Here is a 17,750-nt window from a genome sequence, read left to right on the forward strand (position 1 = left end):
TTTCACATCATTTTCCAAGTCCATCAGACCCATTGTAAACGACGAACCTTAAGAAATGCTTAGAAAAATAGGCCAGCCCGAAACCTCTGGCTGACCTCATCGCTGGCATATACCGGATCAGGGCATCAGCTCCAGGATCAGCCCTGCCGTTTCCTCGATCGCTCTCTCCGTGACGTCAATGACCGGGCAGTTCAGCCGTTTCATGATCTCGTCGGCAAATTGCAATTCTTGCGTGATCCTTTCCAGGGATGCGTAATTCGCCCGGCTGGGGAGTCCCAGCGCTTTCAAGCGTTCCGTGCGGATTTTGAGCAGCCGCTCCGGCCGCATGGTCAAGCCGACGATCAGTCTCTTGGCGGAAGCGGCGAACAACTCCTCGGGAGGCCTCACTTCGATCGTTAGAGGGTAATTGGCTGTTTTGATCCCCCGGGAAGCCAAATAAATGCCCACGGGCGTTTTCGAGGTGCGGGACACCCCGACGAGCACGACTTGAGCTTCGAGAAAACCCCTTGCGTCCTTCCCGTCATCGTATTTCACCGCGAACTCCACGGCTTCGATCTTCCGAAAATAGGATTCGTCCATTTCGTGAAGCAATCCCGGCTTATACTTGGGCGCATCGTTAAACGTATCGATGAAGGCCTGCATCATCGGTCCCATCACGTCGACGGACCGGACGCCCGCACGGATCGACTCTTCGCGCATCGTATCCCTGAGCTCCGGCTGAACGAGCGTGTAGGCGATAAATCCTCCCTCGCGCGCCGCTTCCCGGATGAGGGCTTTGACTTCCTCTTCCTCCTTGATGTTGCCAAACCGCTTGATGACGACCTGCTCCGCCGCGAACTGGCGGGCCGTCGCCTTCGCGACCGCTTCCGCCGTTTCCCCCACGGCGTCCGAGCATACGTAGATCATTTTCGGCCGAGCTTCCGGCATGCCTTCTCCCCCTACCCGACTACAATTCCGACGACAGGTCGACCAATACCTGCGTCATGCTTGTCTTCGTAATTCGTCCTACGACCTCAAGCCGGCTGCGGTCCGCGGACCCGTCCGCCGGTTTGACGACCGGCAGGCCGCCGACTTGGTGCTCCAGCATTTTTTTGGCTGCTTCCCACAGCGTATCCTCCGGCCCGATGGTCGCGATGCGGGGAAGCCGGGTCATGACCATGCTGATCGGAATGCCCGCGGCGCCCGGATTCCCGAGCGTAACTTTCAGAAGGTCTTTCAGGGATACCATGCCGGATAACAGACCTTGCGAATCCGTGACCGCGAGCATTCCCGTGTTCTCCATGAACAGCTCGATCACGGCGTCATTCACGGTGGCCTGTTCCGTGATGGCGACGGGACGGCTCATCCGGTCCTTGACTTTGAGGGTAAGCAGCTTGTCCTTCAGCTTGCCCACGGCCGTCTGCTCTTTGCCGAGAAAATACCCGACTTTCGGTTTGGCATCGAGATGCCCCAGCATGATCAGAACGGATAGATCGGAGCGGATCGTCGGCCGGCTGACCCCGAGCGACTCCGCGATCTGTTCCCCGGTGACCGGGGCGTGTTTCTGTACCAATTCGATGATTTCCAGCTGTCTCGGCGTCAGTTCGATCGGTCTCTCTCCCTTCGAGCATAGAACATTCCCCACAAAGTGACGATGCTTCTTCGCGGGGGCCCCAGAAAGTACTCGGTATACGCAACAAAGCTTCACTTCACTTTTTGGGGATAAAGCCAGGGGGAGCCCCCGTGCAATAAGAAAGCCGCTTCGGGCGGAAGCGGCGGCCGTTCATCCTTATTTCGGAACCTTCTCCCAATCCTTGAGGAACCGTTCGATTCCGACGTCGGTGAGCGGGTGTTTCCATAAGGACGGCAGCAAGGAACCCGGGATGGTGGCGATGTGCGCGCCGGCCAGCGCGGCGGCTTCCAGATGAGCGAGGGTCCGGATGCTCGCGGCAATGATTTCGGTCGGCATGCCGTAAATGTCGAGAACTTCGCGGAGCTCGCGGACAAGCTTCATGCCCTCGACTCCGATGTCGTCCAGACGTCCGACAAACGGGCTGATGTACGCAGCGCCGGCCTTCGCTGCCATCAAGCCTTGCGCGACGCTGAAAATCAAGGTTACGTTCGTCTTGATGCCTTCTTGGGCCAGTTGGTGGGTCGCTTCCAGCCCGGCTTCGGTCATCGGCAGCTTGATGACGACGTTGGGAGCCCATTGCGCGATTTCGTGCGCTTCCTTCAGCATGCCTGGGGTGTCCAACGCGACGACCTCGGCGCTGACCGGCCCTTTGACGATGGAGGTGATCTCCTGGATGACGTCCTTGAAGACGCGGCCTTCCTTGGCGATCAACGAGGGATTCGTCGTCACGCCGTCCACGAGTCCGAGTTTGACGATTCGCTTGATTTCTTCGACATTGCCGGTGTCCAAGTAAAACTTCAAGTCCGCTCATCCTTTCGATCCCGTCTGGAGATTTTTGGCGTTGACTCGCTTGAATTAGTGTAACATACATCGATTTATGATACCATTTATATCTTTCGGCAATATAGCATGCCCCATTATCATGCCTGGTTAATCGACACCGCTACATTTCTTTCCGGCTGGTTCAAGAACGGCTTGCTCGGCAAGTAATGCTGCGCGCGAATGTAACGGATCGTGCGCGTCTTGGCCCGCATGACGATCGAGTGGGTTTCGGCCCTCTGGTCGGGCAAATAACGGACGCCTCCGAGGAATTCCCCGGGCGTTACGCCTGTCGCGGCGAAAATCACGTCTCCCGTGCCGACCATGTCGCTCATCGAGAGCAGCTTGTACGGGTCGGAAAGGCCCATCTGCACGCATCGCTGGTACTCCGTGCCGTCCGCGGGCATCAGCCTCCCTTGCAGCTCGCCGCCCAGACATTGCAGAGCCGCTGCGGCGAGAACGCCTTCCGGCGCGCCGCCGGAACCGACGTACAGGTCGATACCCGTTTCCGGGAACGCCGGCGCCATGGCCCCCGCCACATCCCCGTCGCTCAGGAATTTGATCCGGACGCCCACTTTCCGGAGCGTTTTCACGATCGTCTCGTGGCGAGGCCGATCCAGCACCATGACGGTCAAATCGGCCACCGATTTGCCGAGGACGTTCGCTGCGGTCTTTAACGTCGTTTCCAAGGAATCCGTCAGCTTCACCTTCCCGGCGAGCAGCGGCCCGACGGCCAGCTTCTCCATGTACATATCCGGCGCGTGCAGCAGTTGGCCTTTACTGGCGACGGCGATGACCGACATCGCGTTGTTCAGGCCTTTGGCGACGATATTCGTACCCTCCAAGGGATCCACGGCGACGTCGACTTCCGGGCCGTTCCCGCTGCCGAGTTGTTCCCCGATATAGAGCATGGGGGCCTCGTCCATTTCGCCTTCCCCGATGACGACCGTTCCCCTGATGGAAACGGAATCGAGCATCGATCTCATCGCGTTGGTCGCCGCCTCGTCCGCTCCGATTTTCTCGCCCCGCCCCATCCAAGGCGCGGATGCCAATGCCGCAAGCTCCGTTACGCGTACGATTTCAAGCGCCAGTTCTCTCTCCATGCAAGTCAGCCTCCACGGGATCGCGACGGATCCGTTTTACTATATTGTATAACATATATATTTATATGATACAATATATAAGACGGTTATTCAGCTATATTGTGGCAAAAAAGAGGCGCCAGGGAACGGGTCCCTCGGCGCCATGTGAGTTGTGTCGTTTAGTACCTCTGTAACCCGGAAAAACCCGGCTACACGAAGCAAACGCGCGCTTTCCACCTCTGTAACCCGGAAAAACCCGGCTACATGAAGCAAACGCGCGCATTTCATTTCTGTAACCCGGAAAAACCCGGCTACACGAAGCAAACGCGCGCTTTCCACCTCTGTAACCCGGAAAAACCCGGCTACACGAAGCAATCGCGCGCATTCCACCTCTGTAACCCGGAAAACCCGGCTACATGAAGCAAACGCGCGAATTTCACCTCTGTAACCCGGTTAACCCGGCTACATGAAGCAAACGCACGCATTTCATCTCTGTAACCCGGAAAAAACCGGCTGCACGAAGCAAACGCGCGCTTTCCACCTCTGTAACCCGGAAAAACCCGGCTACACGAAGCAAACGCGCGCATTCCACCTCTGTAACCCGGAAAAACCCGGCTACACGAAGCAATCGCGCGCATTCCACCTCTGTAACCCGGTTAAACCCGGCTACACGAAGCAAACGCGCGCATTCCACCTCTGTAACCCGGTTAAACCCGGCTACATGAAGCAAACGCGCGCTTTCCACCTCTGTAACCCGGAAAAACCCGGCTACACGAAGCAAACGCGCGCTTTTCACCTCTGTAACCCGGAAAAACCCGGCTACATGAAGCAAACGCGCGCATTCCACCTCTGTAACCCGGAAAAACCCTGCTGCACGAAGCAAACGCGCGCATTCCACCTCTGTAACCCGGAAAAACCCGGCTGCACGAAGCAAACGTGCGAATTTCACCTCTGTAACCCGGAAAAACCCGGCTGCATGAAGCAAACGCGCGCTTTCCACCTCTGTAACCCGGTTAAACCCGGCTAACCGTAGCTCACGGGGAGTAACTTTCTTCCTTTACTCTAGCGTAAGGTACTACGAGCAACTCCAGGCAACTCAATAATGTGCCCACTTTTTTATCTAAGGTCCAGAACGCGCGTGTTTAACCGCCGTGACCCGCAAAACCGGGACTACTTCAAATACTCTCTCGCCTCGGACAACGCAGCGATGAGTCTATCCAGCTCGCCCAAGCTTTCGATTTCAACGGTGACGTAACGCGGACGATATCCGCTGCTCGCTGCTTCAAGCTGGACGCTTTTCCGTTCCGGGTCCGCCTGGACGTCCAGACATTCCGTTGAATACAAGTTCCGATAGGCCAAAATAGAATCCCCCCAACGTATCGCGATTCCTATGATTCCCAGCGAGCATACGGCAAAATCTTGGAAAAGGAGTGACTCCCTGTATTTTACCGGAACAACCGCATCTCCAGCTAGACCTCTTTTTACCGGAACAACCGCATCTCCAGCTAGACTTCTTCTTTACCGGAACAGCCGCATCTCCAGCTAGACCTCATCTTTACCGGGAACAACCGCATCTCCAGCTAGACCACATCTTAACCAAAACAACCGCATCTCCAGCTAGACCTCTTCTTTACCGGAACAACCGCATCTCCAGCTAGACCTCTTCTTTACCGGAACAACCGCATCTCCAGCTAGACTTCATCTTTACCGGAACAGCCGCATTTCCAGCCAGACCTCTTCTTTACCGGGAACAGGCCGCTTATCTCTCTGCACGCATTTCTTTTCGCGCACGCCCCATATCTATAGATACTTCATCGATATACTTTCCACGTGGCGGAGATGGCGTTTCATGTGCCGCGCCGCTCCGTCCGCGTCCCTGCTCGATACGGCTTCGAAAACCGCTTTGTGCTCCGTAAGCAGCCGCTCGGCGACGGAACGGTTCGCGTACAGTTCGACGCGGCGTACCTCCCGGATCGCGTTTTCCAGCTGAGAGACGATCGAGTCGAACAAACCCCGCAAAATCGGATTGTGCGTCATTCCCGCCAGAGCCGCATGAAACGCAAGGTCCGTACGTTCGCCCGCCGCATCGTCTCCGATGAAGTGCTCCATTTCAGACACGATCCTGCGCATCTCAGCCAAATCGCCGTCCGTCCGCTTCTCCGCCGCGATGGAAGCGTTGGAAACCTCGAGGGTGCGCCGCGCTTCCAGCAAATGCAGGAGCGTCTCCCGGTTCATCCGGAGCGATTCGAGCTCGGGCGGCACCACACCCGCCGGCCGAGGACCGAGCACGCGGGCGCCGCCGCCTTGGCGAATGTCGATGAGCCCCATCGCCTTCAAGGCGCTGAGCGCCTCACGCATCGTGGAACGCCCTACGCCGAAACGCTCGGCAAGCTCCTTGGCGGAGGGCAGCTTGTCTCCCGGCGTAAGCGTGCCGTCCTCCATCATCGCTTTCAGCCTGGCGGTTATCTCCTCGTAGTGGTTGCGTTTCGTCAACCGGGCGATTTCCATGCTTCCCGCTCCTTCGCTTTCCAGAGATGAATCTTAACGTTATCCCACGACAAGAGCGTATACGATGCCCGGCCCGTGCACCCCGATCGTCAGATCGTTCTCGATGTCCGCCGAGCGGCTCGGACCCGAAATAAAGTGGATGCCCGCCGGGAGGTTCTCCCTTCCCGCGGCGTCGAAATCGGGCAGGATCTCGCCGAGCCTCGTCTTCAGCCGCCCGATCGGAATGATCGCCATCAGAACCGTAGGCAGCAGGCTGACCGAACGCCCCTTATCCTTCGACGACAGCACCGTGATCGAGCCCGTGTAGGCAGCCGCGTAATCCGCGACGACGACGCCGAAATCCGCTTCCGCCGCACGGGCTTTCCAGTCTACGCCAATATCCCGGTTCCATACGGATACTTGGGCGCCGGGCGGCAAGGCCTCATCCAAGCCCAGCGCATCCAACTCGGGGACGTTCTGACGAATCACGTATTTGGCCCGCATCTCCTCCGCTTTCTCCGCGATAAACCCGCGAACGGCCCCCATGTCCGGCAGACGGACGGCATATCCTCCGACCAACCGGAAGTTCTCCGAAAACCGCTCCACCCGTTCCTCCAACGGCCACTCGAACTCGTTCCAAAACGCCGGAGCTCCCCGAAAGGGATGCGCTGGCGCCTCCGTCACCCGGGGACGTCTAAGCTTCGCGGCAATCCCGTTCATGAACGCTTCCTGCTTGGCCCGAGATGCCGTCTCCATCTTCTTCAGCCACTCGCGGTGCTCCTCAGCCTTCCCCATGCGAATGCCCTCCCTTGCCGTTCTCCCGTTCCCGTGCGGCCCGCTCCATTCTTTCCTTCATGGTCGGATCCATCTCCCGCAAGTCCGACCGGATCTCCTGCTCAAGCGTCGCCCAGCGTTCGCGGAAAGTCTCCTTCGCCAGGCTCGGAGCCACCCGGTACGCATTCCACCCTTTCAATGGGCCAACCTTCAACCGGATTCCGCCCTCGCGGACGACCAGCTTCTGGCCGATTCGTCCCAGCTTAAGCGCGGTCCGATAGCGCTTCACGTTCCCCATTACGGCGGCGAAGCCCTTCATGCCGGCGGTTTCAAGGGCATTGCCGCGGCCCGCTTCCACTTTACGCCGCCGCAAATAGATCAGCATTTCGTGCAGCGGAATCTTCACCGGGCAAGCTTCATAACAGGCGCCGCACAAGCTGGAGGCGTTCGCGATGTCGTCCCACTCGGCGACGTTCTTCTTCAGCGCCGGCGTCAGCACGGCCCCGATCGGCCCGCTGTACGTCCCGCCGTAAGCGTGGCCGCCGATGTGCCGATAGACCGGACATGCGTTCAAGCAAGCGCCGCACCGGATGCAGTTCAGGAGCTCCTGGAATTCGGGATCGCCGAGCTGCAGAGACCGGCCGTTGTCCACGATGATGATGTGCATCTCTTCCGGCCCGTCGCCGTCTGCGACCCGTTTCGGCCCCGTGATGCCCGACATGTACACCGTCAGCTTCTGTCCGGTCGCGGACCGCGGCAGCAGCGTCGCCATCACTTCGAGGTCTGCCCAGGACGGGATGATTCTCTCCATGCCCATAAGCGTGATTTGCGTTTTCGGGACGGTCGTGACCATCCGCGCATTGCCCTCGTTCTCGAACAACACCATCGAACCGGTTTCCGCAATGGCGAAATTGCATCCGGTCATGCCGATGTCCGCTTCGAGGAATTTCTCGCGCAGCTTCTTGCGGACGAACCCGGCCAGCACGGTCGTATCGGGCGGAAGCGTCTCCCCCGCCTCGGCGGACAGCAGGTCGGCGATCTGATACCGGTTTTTGTGGATGGCCGGGATGATAATGTGCGACGGGGTTTCCCCGGCCAACTGGATGATGTATTCCCCAAGGTCCGTCTCGATCGCCTCTACTCCGATGGAGTCCAGCGCATGGTTCAAATGCAGCTCTTCCGTCACCATCGACTTCGATTTGACGACCGTCTTCGCCCGAACGCGCCGCGCGATCTCGAGCGAAATCCGCACCGCCTCTTCCCCGGTTTCCGCGAAATGCACGTGCACGCCGTTCTTCCGGGCATTATCGGCGAACAGGTTCAGATAATAATCGAGGTGGGCGATCGTGTGCAGCCGGATTTGCCGGCCTCTCTCCCGCCACTCGTCCCAATTGCCGTGCTGCTCCGCCGCCGCTTTTTTACCGTTACGCAGCCTTTCCGTCGTGAACTTGACCGCCTTGCGGAGGAATTCGTCGTTCAGCGCCAGTCCCGCCCGCTCCTTCACGGTCGTTCCGCCTTTGTCCGTTCCGCTCATGCCCGTTTCACCCCTTCTTCCAGCAGTTCGGCCAAATGCAGGACCTTCACCTTGTCGCCGCGGTACCGCAGATTGCCCGCGATATTCATCAGGCACGCCATGTCAAGCCCGACCAAAACTTCCGCTTCGGTCTCCCGTACGTGATCCGCTTTCTCCGTCACCATCGCTCCCGATATATCCGCCATTTTGACCGCGAACGTACCTCCGAAGCCGCAGCAATCCTCCGCAAACGGCAATGGCACAAGCTCCAGCCCCCGAACGTGCCGCATCAATTCCAGCGGCTCGTCCTTGACGCCGAGCAGCCGGCTCCCGTGGCAGGAAGGGTGGTAAGTGACCTTATGCGGGAAGACGGCGCCAACGTCCTTCACCCCGAGCACCTGGACCAGGAATTGGGTAAACTCGTACGACTTCCGCTGAAGCTCCTGCGCTTTGGGCAGCCATTCCGGATCGTTCTCGAACAGCTTCGGGTAGTGGTGGATCATGCCGGTGCAGGAGCCGGACGGGGAAATGACGAAATCGCTGTCCGCGAACGCTTTCAATATCGTCGCCGCGCTCTCCCTCGCTTCTTTCCAATACCCGCTGTTAAAGGCCGGTTGGCCGCAGCACGTCTGAACTTGCGGGAAATCGAGGCGCACCCCGTACCGGGCAAGCAGACGCACCATCGCTTCCCCGACGCGGGGGTAGACGGCATCGCTCAAACAAGTGATAAACAAGGACACTTTCAAGTCAGGCACCCTCCATCCGTCCATTCATATGATTGTCAGGTTGTCAGACAAGTTCGATTCAAAAAAGAAGGGATCGCTCCCCCCTCGATCGGCGCTTATACTCGGATCGTCTCGATCCGTTTTTCCTTCAACATGTCTACCGTTTCCTCCGCAGCGCTCCGGTCGGTAATGACGGCGTCGATTTCGCCCCAGTCGGCGACGTGCGTAAACGCCTGCACGCCGATTTTGCTCGCGTCGGCAAGCAGGATGACTTGGTCTGCAATCCCGATCATCCGCTGTTTGACGCGCCCTTGCAGTTCGTTCGACTCGCTGACGCCCCGCTCCGGATGCACGCCTTTGCAGGAGAAAAACAGTTTATCGACATGATAGGCCTCCAGCGAACGTTCGGCCAGCGGCCCGACGAATGACAGGGAGCGCTGGGCCAGCAGCCCGCCGGTGGAGATCACCTCGATCTTCTCCTTCGCGGCCAGCTCGGTCGCGACTTTGATCGAGTTCGTCAGCACGGTAAGCGGTATGTCGGGCAGGGTACGCGCCATGTACCAAGCCGTCGTGCTGGCATCGAGCAGGATCCTGTCCTTCGGCCGGATCCGGCCGACCGCCGCTTCCGCGATCCGCTTCTTCTCCTCGGCATGCTGGATTTCGCGTTCCGCATACGGGATTTCCGGTTGCGGCGCGGGACCCGTCTGCACGCTCACCGCTCCGCCGTGGGAACGGCGGAGGCGCCCAGCCGCCTCCAGCCGGTCCAGGTCCCGGCGGATCGTCTCCTCCGTCACCTCGCACAGCTCGCTGAGCTCGGTGACCCGGATGCTCCCTCTTTCGTTCACCAGCCGAACGATTTTCTCGTAACGTTCCGCGACCAGCATGACGTCCCTCTTTCCAATCTTATTCGGTCGGCAGCCCGGTTACGAATCCCCAAAAAGTGACGAGTGCCTTCGAAGTCAATTCCGATTCCTTTTTTGGGGCCCCGAAAGCTCCGTTATATGAAGAAAACGTCCGTACGCCTCCGTCCAAACCTCCGCCGCTTCCGGCTCGTAGTCCTTCACCGGGAACGACTCCCGGATGACCCGCCTGGCTTCGGCCATATCCCGGAAGTGTCCGCCCGCGATCCATTGCACCGCCAGATTGCCGATGGCGCTTCCCTCCGCGGGTCCGGCCCACACCGGCTTCCCGATAGCGTTCGACGTCCACCTGCAGAGAAGCTCGTTATGGATGCCGCCGCCCACCATATGCAGGCCGCCGAACGTGCGGCCGGACAGGGACTCGGTCAGTTCGAGCACATACCGATATTTTAAGGCAAGACTCTCCAAAATGCACCGTACGATTTCTCCCGGCTCCTCCGGCGGACGTTGGCCGGTCTGCGCACAGTATTGCCGGATCCTCGCCGGCATGTCTCCCGGATGCAGGAACAGGGGGGCGTCCGGTTCGATGAACGCTGCCAGCGGCTTCGCTTCACCGGCCAACCGGACCAGTTCGGGGAACGAGTAGTCGGCTCCTTGGCGCGCCCACTCCCGGCGGCTTTCCTGCAAAATCCACAAGCCCATGATATTCTTCAGCAGCCGGTACGTCCCCGAGACGCCGCCCTCGTTCGTGAAGTTGAGGCGCCGGGCCCGTTCGTCGATGACCGGCCGGTCGATTTCGGTCCCCAGCAGGGACCACGTGCCGCAGCTCAGATACGCAAAATCGCGGTCCAGCGCCGGAACGGCCGCGACGGCGGAACCCGTGTCATGCTCCGCGACCGCGATCACCGGAATCGCCCCCAGATCCAACTCTTCCCGAACCGAAGCCCGGAGTACGCCTGCCGGACTGCCCGGCTGCAGCACCTGGGCGAACCACGAGGCGGGCAGCCCCAGCCTGCCGAGCAATTCGCCGTCCCAACCGCCGGTCAGCGGGTTGTACAGCTGCGTCGTCGTGGCGTTCGAGAATTCGCTCCATTTCTCCCCGGTCAGGAAATAGCGAAGCAGATCGGGAATCATCAGGAAATGCCGGGCTTGCTCCAGCAAGGGGGATCCGGCTTTCTTCAAAGCATAGAGCTGAAAAATGCTGTTGAACGGCAAAAACTGAATGCCGGTACGCGCAAACAGCGTTTCCGCCGGAATCTCCGCGAACAACTTCTCCATCATGCCGTCGGTGTGGCGGTCGCGGTAATGGAACGGATTGCCGAGCAGCCCTCCGTCCGGACCGACGAAGCCGAAATCCACCGCCCAGGAATCGATCCCCAGGCTGTCCGGCACGATGCCGAGATGCTTCGTTTTCAGCAGGCCCTGCTTGAGCTCGTGATACAGACGGAGGATGTCCCAGTGCAGGCGGTCGCCCACCTGCACCGGATCGTTCGGAAACCGGTGGACTTCCTCCGTCTCGATTCGCCGGTCCGTCAACCGGCCGAGAAGCGCCCGTCCGCTGCTCGCGCCGAGGTCAAATGCGAGAGTATACGACAATGCCCATCACCCTTCGAAACGAGATCGATCAACCTCGCTGCAGCAAAACTTCCTTCTCGTATTGTTTCACTTCCGCGATCCACGTCTCCCGCACCGGCACGCCTTTTTTCGCGCAATAATAGTCCCAGACCGCCCCGAACGGATACGACTTGAACTCTTCCGTCAGCGCAAGACGCGTGGTGTAGTCGCCCCCCAGCTCCGCCTTCTTCAAAGCTTCCACCGGTTCGAGCATCGCGCGGAGCAGCGCCTTGATCGTGTTGCGCGTCCCGATGACCCACGCCGCGACCCGGTTGATGCTGGCGTCGAAGAAGTCGAGGCCGATATGCGTGATGCCGAGCAGATCGTGGCGCACGAGTTCGCGGCCGATGTCCAGCAACTCGTCGTCCAGGATGACGACGTGGTCGCTGTCCCAGCGCATCGGACGGCTCACGTGCAGCAGAATGCCGCTGGCGAACAACGCAAGGGAGGACAGCTTGTTCGAAATGACTTCCGTCGGATGGAAATGGCCGGCATCCAAGCAGATCAGTTTGTCGTTGCGAAGACCGTAGCCCATATAGAACTCGTGGGAACCGACGACGTAAGCTTCCGAACCGAGGCCGAACAGCTTGCTCTCCACGGCGTCGAGGTTGTGCTTCGGGTTCAGCGGTTCCGCGAACACCTCGTCGAGCGATGCCTTGAGGCGCTGACGGGGTCCCATGCGGTCCACGGGAATGTCCTTGAAGCCGTCCGGAACCCACACGTTCGTCACGCAAGTTTGGCCGAGTTGTTCGCCGAAATAAGCGCCGATCTTCCGTGAAACCCGGCAATGGTCGATCCAGAACCGGCGGATTTCCGGATCCGGATGACTCAGCGTGAAGCCGTCCTTCGACTTCTCGTGTGAGAAGCAGGTCGGATTGAAGTCGAGGCCCAGCCCCTGCTCCTTCGCCCAATCGACCCATTTTCGAAAATGTTTCGGCTCCAGCCGGTCGAGTTCGACTTTCTCGTCGGTGTCGGCATAGATCGCGTGGAGATTGACTTTGTGTTTGCCGGGAATGAGCGAGAACGCCTTCTCCAGGTCGGTCCGAAGCTCTTCCGGCGTGCGGGCGGCTCCGGGGTAGGAGCCGGTTACGGAAATGCCCCCGGTCAGCTCCTGGTCGCGGTTCAGGAACCCTCGCACGTCGTCCCCCTGCCAGCAATGCACGGAAATCTTGATCTGCTCGAGCCTGCTCAGAGCCTGATCGACGTCGATTCCGTGCGCGCCGTACAGCTTCTTGGCCTCTTCATAATTCCTTTCGATATCGGACAGCGGCATGGGTCAGCATCCTTTCTCCCCGTTAAGGGGCGAATGTACGAATCAGCGCGTGAACGCGGCCGGAACGCCGCCGTCGATCGTGAGCATGCAGCCGGTCGTTTTGTCTGCCTTCGAGGAGGCGAAGAACGCGACGCCTTCCGCGATATCCTTCGGGTATATATTCACGAGCAGCGTCGTGCGTTTGCGGTAGTACTCCTCCAATTGGTCCGGTTCGATGCCGTAGGCGGCGGCGCGTTCGTTGCGCCAGTTGGAGTTCCAGATCGCGGAGCCTTGCAGGATCGCGTCCGGCAGGATCGTGTTGACGCGGATGCCGAACTCTCCGCCTTCCGCCGCGATGCAGCGGGCGAGATGCGCCTCGAGCGCTTTGGCCGCGCTGTAGGCGGTGGCGTTCTTGCCTGCGTAGACCGAGTTCTTGGAGCCGATGAACACCATGTTGCCGCCGATGGCCTGCTGCTTCATCAGCTTGAACGCTTCGCGCGCGACCAGGAAATAGCCGGTGCCGAGAACGTTCATATTCAGGTTCCATTCCTTCAGCGACGTTTCGTCGAACGGGCTGGAGGTGGCGAGCCCGGCGTTGTTCACGATGATGTCGACGCCGCCGTATGTCAGCGCCGTTTCGGCATACGCCGCCTGCACCGCCTCCTCGCTCGTTACGTCCATTTTAACGGCCAACGCCCGGTTTTCGCCGTATTTCCCATTGATTTCCGCGGCGACCTTCTGGGCGCCTTCGAGGTTGAGGTCCGCCAGCACGACGTGCGCGCCTTCGGAAACAAGACGCCGAGCCGATTCGCTGCCGATGCCGCCTGCGCCGCCCGTGATGAAGGCGACTTTCCGGCTGAACTCCGCTTCCGGCGGAGCCAGAGACAATTTGTACAGCTCGAGCGGCCAATATTCTACATTGTACGACTCGTTCTCGCTGAGGGAAACGAATTCTCCGAGCGCCGTTGCGCCTCTCATAACGGCGATCGCGCGGTGGTACAGCGCGCCGCTGACCTGCGACAGGGCCCAGCTCTTGCCGGTGTTGATCATGCCGACGCCGGGGATGAGGATGACGCGCGGCGCGGCCTCGAACATGACGTCGCCTTCGTTCTTATTGCGTTCGAAGTAAGCTTTGTACTGCTCCTTGTAGGCGGCTACGCCATCCTTGAGCTTGGCCTTGAGGCCTTCGACGTCGTCCGGGTTCGGAGTCCAGTCGATGAACAGCGGAACGACCTTCGTATGGACCAGATGGTCCGGGCAAGCGGCGCCGACTTGAGACAGCTTCGGCGAGTCTTGGCCGCCCACGAAGGCCAGCACGTCGTCCTGGTCGTCGAAGGAGAGGATCATTTTCTTGGCGTCGCTGACGGCTCCGCGGATCGTCGGCATCACCTGAGCGGCGATGCTGCGGCGCACGTCGGCCGGGAGCGGCTGGTGCTTGGCGCCGCCGAAAAGCTTCGCCTCGTTCACGCGGGCTTCAATGAATGCTTCCGCTTCATTGATGATTTTGATCGTCTGCGCGTAGCAGGCATCGGAGGTTTCGCCCCAAGTCACGAGACCGTGCTTCTCCATCAGCACGAGTTCGGCATTCGGATTGGCGAGCACGCCTTCCGCGATCATTTTGGACAGCGTGAAGCCCGGGCGGACATACGGAACCCAGACGAAACGGTCGCCGAAAATCTCGCGTGCAAGCTGCTTGCCGTTATCGGCGCAGCACAAGCTGATGATGGCGTCGGGGTGCGTATGGTCCACATGCTTGAAGGGAAGGAAAGCGTGCAGCAGCGTTTCGATCGAAGCGCGCGGATGTTTGGAATCGATCATGCAGTGGCCCAGGTAAGCGACCATCTCTTCGTCCGTCATCGCTTCGCGCTCGAACAGCGGCCGAATATCGTCCATGCGCAGGCCGGTGAAGTTGCCGGCTTTCATGGAAGCCAGGTCGGAGCCGCTCCCTTTGACGAACATCACTTCAATGTCGCGGCCCCGAAAGTCTTGGACGATCGTCTTCGTCGACGTATTGCCGCCATAAATGTTGCAGACGCGGCGGTCGGCGCCGATCAGGTTGGAACGGTAAACGAGCTGATCCAAGCCGTTCGTCAACGCGGATGCTTTCGAGGAGTCCCACAAGCTCTGTACCATGCAAATACCTCCGGATACTTTTGTTTTTCTGTCTTTGTAAGCAGTATAACATGCCCGTTTGTTTTTGAATATGAGGGTAAACGGATAAAAACAAAAAAAGTTGTGGATTCGTGACCGATCCCCGGGCCGTTCAAGGAGAGACTCGTCCGAGGTAAAGCTTGTCGCACAGGTTAAACGTGCGGAGGATATAGGTACCTGGGATAGCTGCGTTAAGCTCGCCGTGCGAGCTTAACGTGACGGAGATGGGATTGGGAGGCAGCGTCAAGTTCGCCATGCGAAGTAAACGTGACGGGGACGCGGGTAGCTTCGTGAAGCTCGCTGTGCGAGCTTAAAGTGCCGGGGACGCGATTGGGTAGCTGAGTTAAGCTCGCCGTGCGAACTTAACGTGCTGGGGACGCGATTGGGTAGCTGAGTTAAGCTCGCCGTGCGAACTTAACATACCGGAGATGGGATTAGGCGGCAGCGTCAAGCTTGCCATGCAAGCTTAACGTGCCGGAGGTGGGATTAGGCGGCAGCGTTAAGCTTGCCTTGCCAGCTTAACGTGCCGGAGGTGGGATTAGGCGGCAGCGTTAAGCTCGCCGTGCGAACTTAACGTGCTGGGGACGCGATTGGGTAGCTGCGTTAAGCTCGCCGTGCGAGCTTAACGTGCCGGAGACGCGATTGGGTAGCTGCGTTAAGCTTGCCATGCGAGCTTAACGTACCGGGGACGCGGGTAGCTTCGTTAAGCTCGCCGTGCGAACTTAACGTACCGGAGATGGGATTGGGTAGCTGCGTTAAGCTTGCCATGCGAGCTTAACGTACCGGGGACGCGATTGGGAAGCTGCGTTATGCTCGCCGTGCGAGCTTAACGTGTCGGAGATGGGACTGGGCGGCAGCGTTATGCTCGCCGTGCGAACTTAACGTGCCGGGTCAGATGTGGATGGTAGCATTTTGCCTGCCACGCAGGTCTGACTTGCGGACACGGAAGTGCGATGAGGAGAAAAAGAAAGGCCGGCTATCGATCGAGTGTCGTCAAACCATGTTCACGACACCGTCGACATGCCTCCATTAACATGAAGCACATGACCGGTCACGTAAGAGGAGTCGTCGGAAGCCAGATAGACGTACGTCGGCGCCAGTTCGAACGGCTGAGCGGCACGCTTCATGGGCGCTTGTACGCCGAACTTCTTGACCACCTCGGCCGGAAAGGCCGAGACGATCAGCGGCGTCCATACCGGACCCGGTGCAACCGCGTTCACGCGGATGCCGGAATCGATCAGCTGCCGTGCCAAAGAACGGGTAAAAGCAACGATCGCGCCTTTGGTGGCGGCGTAATCGATTTGATTCGGTTCTCCCTCGTATGCCGTCGCGGAAGCGGTGCTGATGATGGAGCTTCCCCGGCGGAGATGCGGAAGCGCCGCCTTGGTCAAGAAAAAAAGAGGATAGATGTTCGTGCGAAACGTATTGTCCAACTGGTCCTCGGATATGTTTAAGATGCTCTTCTTCGGATACGACACGGCTTGGTTCATGACGAGAACGTCGATTCGCCCGAACGTATCCATCGTTTTGCGTACCGTTTCCGCAGCGGAAGCTTCCGCCCGCAAATCGGACGGGATCGGCAGACAGCGGCGCCCATATGCGGATACGCGCCGCACGGTTTCGGCTGCATCCTCGTGTTCGTCGAGGTAGCCGATGGCCACGTCCGCGCCTTCCTTGGCATAAGCGATCGCGACGGCGCGTCCGATCCCGCTGTCTCCGCCCGTGATCACCGCCACTTTGCCTTGCAGCTTCCCGCTTCCCCTGTATTGCGGGTTGTCCGAAATCGGCGGAGGCACCATCGCATATTCGAAGGCCGGCTGCCGATCCTGATGCTGAGGAGGAAAGGATACCGGCTCGGTCTCGCATTTCGTCTCGGAACCATAATAGGGGTACTGAGGGATCATGCTTTATCCTCCCGTCGGCTGATCAACAGCAGGATATTCACCCGTTTGAAGAACGGTTCGGCGTTCAAACAACAAACGGAGGGATCAGCCTCCCGTCGACATCCGTGAACCCGTATTCCCGCGCGAGTTCCCCGGCCTGCAGCACTTGCCCGTTCCGGCGCCGCACATCGCGGTCTCCTGCCAAAGCGGCAACCGCACGTCCGACGTAATGCGGGGACTCCGTGCGCCCCAAAGCTTCGACTTCCCGCCAATGATCTTCGTCCGTCTGGAAGACCCGAAGCACCAGTTCCGTCCGCATCCATCCGGGGGAAACCCCGACCGCCGTGATTCCGGTACCGGCAAGATCCTGCGCCAATCCGAACACCATCCGGTTAATCGCGTTCTTCGCAAGATCGTAATAGAAGGTTCCCAGATACTTATCCTGATCCCGGAAGGTGGTGTGTACGATCAAGCCGGTACCCTTCTCCAACATCAGCGGAATCGCATAACGGTTCGTCGCGATTTGCGCGCGCACTCCTCGCTGAAACATCGCTTCCCACAGCTGCAAGGGAGATTCCCAGAAGGGTTTGGGCTGCATATTGGTTTCGAATTCGTGCAGTCCCCAAACGTTGTTCACCAGAATGTCGAGACCTCCTTGCTCCTGCCGGATCTTCCCGATGAGCGCCTCCGTCTCCTCGTCGCGCGTGTGGTCGCAGCGGCATGCGATAGCCGATCCGCCGGCCAAGCGGATCTCCTCGGCGGTTTCATCTATGCTTCCCGGAAAATCGCAGGTCGTCGCGCCGCGCAAACTTCTTCCCGAGATATAGACGGTTGCTCCGGCTTTCCCAAGCTCCAAGGCAATGCCCCGGCCTGCCCCCCTGCTTCCGCCCGTCACGAGGGCGACTTTGCCTTCCAGCATCTTGCTCATCTTTCCTCCATCTCCTTCTTCAAGCAATCTCTCTTGATCTTACTCGCAGC

General features: G+C 59.4%; 16 protein-coding genes. 1 reads left to right on the forward strand and 15 read right to left on the reverse strand.

All coding sequences use genetic code 11. From position 1 onward, the window contains the following. Positions 1-117: 117 nt before the first annotated feature. The 4 genes from GE107_RS12350 to glpX form a co-directional block, all read right to left on the reverse strand. Complete coding sequence (locus GE107_RS12350; protein WP_219640282.1) at positions 118-927, reverse strand: pyruvate, water dikinase regulatory protein; 810 nt, start codon at positions 925-927, stop codon at positions 118-120. A gap of 19 nt (positions 928-946) precedes the next feature. After that, complete coding sequence (locus tag GE107_RS12355; protein WP_370636392.1) at positions 947-1,624, reverse strand: helix-turn-helix transcriptional regulator; 678 nt, start codon at positions 1,622-1,624, stop codon at positions 947-949. Between the two features lie 144 nt (positions 1,625-1,768). Further along, the gene (fsa, locus tag GE107_RS12360) at positions 1,769-2,413 is read right to left on the reverse strand and encodes a fructose-6-phosphate aldolase (protein WP_219640283.1); all 645 of its coding nucleotides are present in this window, start codon (positions 2,411-2,413) and stop codon (positions 1,769-1,771) included. Between the two features lie 119 nt (positions 2,414-2,532). After that, positions 2,533-3,534: a class II fructose-bisphosphatase gene (gene glpX / locus GE107_RS12365; protein ID WP_219640284.1), complete on the reverse strand. Its 1,002-nt coding sequence runs from the start codon at positions 3,532-3,534 to the stop codon at positions 2,533-2,535. A gap of 445 nt (positions 3,535-3,979) precedes the next feature. On the opposite strand from glpX, the gene GE107_RS12370 reads away from it, so the two are divergent. After that, positions 3,980-4,540 carry a hypothetical protein gene (locus GE107_RS12370; RefSeq protein ID WP_219640285.1) on the forward strand — a complete coding sequence of 187 codons (561 nt, stop codon included), beginning with the start codon at positions 3,980-3,982 and terminating at the stop codon, positions 4,538-4,540. A gap of 143 nt (positions 4,541-4,683) precedes the next feature. Here the strand turns inward: GE107_RS12370 and GE107_RS12375 are convergent, their stop codons facing one another. The 11 genes from GE107_RS12375 to GE107_RS12425 form a co-directional block, all read right to left on the reverse strand. Beyond that, positions 4,684-4,872 (reverse strand): hypothetical protein, encoded by a 189-nt coding sequence (locus GE107_RS12375; RefSeq protein ID WP_219640286.1) that lies wholly within the window; start codon positions 4,870-4,872, stop codon positions 4,684-4,686. Between the two features lie 441 nt (positions 4,873-5,313). Then, entirely contained in the window at positions 5,314-6,021 is a 708-nt protein-coding gene (locus tag GE107_RS12380; protein WP_219640287.1) for a FadR/GntR family transcriptional regulator, read from the reverse strand. A 39-nt stretch (positions 6,022-6,060) separates the two neighbouring features. Next, a complete protein-coding gene (locus GE107_RS12385; RefSeq protein WP_219640288.1) occupies positions 6,061-6,795 on the reverse strand; it encodes a LutC/YkgG family protein in 735 nt (244 codons plus the stop codon). Then, positions 6,782-8,308: a LutB/LldF family L-lactate oxidation iron-sulfur protein gene (locus GE107_RS12390; protein ID WP_219640289.1), complete on the reverse strand. Its 1,527-nt coding sequence runs from the start codon at positions 8,306-8,308 to the stop codon at positions 6,782-6,784. The genes GE107_RS12385 and GE107_RS12390 overlap by 14 nt, the downstream gene beginning before the upstream one ends. Further along, positions 8,305-9,033 carry a (Fe-S)-binding protein gene (locus GE107_RS12395; RefSeq protein WP_219640290.1) on the reverse strand — a complete coding sequence of 243 codons (729 nt, stop codon included), beginning with the start codon at positions 9,031-9,033 and terminating at the stop codon, positions 8,305-8,307. Before GE107_RS12395 ends, GE107_RS12390 begins: the two co-directional genes overlap by 4 nt. A 95-nt stretch (positions 9,034-9,128) precedes the next feature. Further along, positions 9,129-9,896, reverse strand: a complete 768-nt coding sequence (locus tag GE107_RS12400) for a DeoR/GlpR family DNA-binding transcription regulator (RefSeq protein WP_219640291.1) — start codon at positions 9,894-9,896, stop codon at positions 9,129-9,131. 75 nt (positions 9,897-9,971) lie between these two features. Beyond that, positions 9,972-11,468 (reverse strand): rhamnulokinase, encoded by a 1,497-nt coding sequence (locus tag GE107_RS12405; protein ID WP_219640292.1) that lies wholly within the window; start codon positions 11,466-11,468, stop codon positions 9,972-9,974. Positions 11,469-11,496: 28 nt separating this feature from the next. Further along, on the reverse strand, positions 11,497-12,759 hold the full coding sequence (gene rhaA / locus GE107_RS12410) for an L-rhamnose isomerase (protein WP_219640293.1): 1,263 nt from the start codon (positions 12,757-12,759) through the stop codon (positions 11,497-11,499). A 42-nt stretch (positions 12,760-12,801) separates the two neighbouring features. Next, entirely contained in the window at positions 12,802-14,871 is a 2,070-nt protein-coding gene (locus GE107_RS12415) for a bifunctional aldolase/short-chain dehydrogenase (RefSeq protein ID WP_219640294.1), read from the reverse strand. 1,022 nt (positions 14,872-15,893) lie between these two features. Further along, positions 15,894-16,793: an SDR family oxidoreductase gene (locus tag GE107_RS12420; protein ID WP_219640295.1), complete on the reverse strand. Its 900-nt coding sequence runs from the start codon at positions 16,791-16,793 to the stop codon at positions 15,894-15,896. 64 nt (positions 16,794-16,857) lie between these two features. Then, entirely contained in the window at positions 16,858-17,700 is an 843-nt protein-coding gene (locus tag GE107_RS12425; protein WP_219640296.1) for an SDR family NAD(P)-dependent oxidoreductase, read from the reverse strand. Positions 17,701-17,750: the final 50 nt, after the last annotated feature.

Origin of the sequence: Cohnella sp. CFH 77786 (assembly GCF_019400745.1) — a bacterium.
Classification (GTDB): Bacteria; Bacillota; Bacilli; order Paenibacillales; family Paenibacillaceae; genus Cohnella.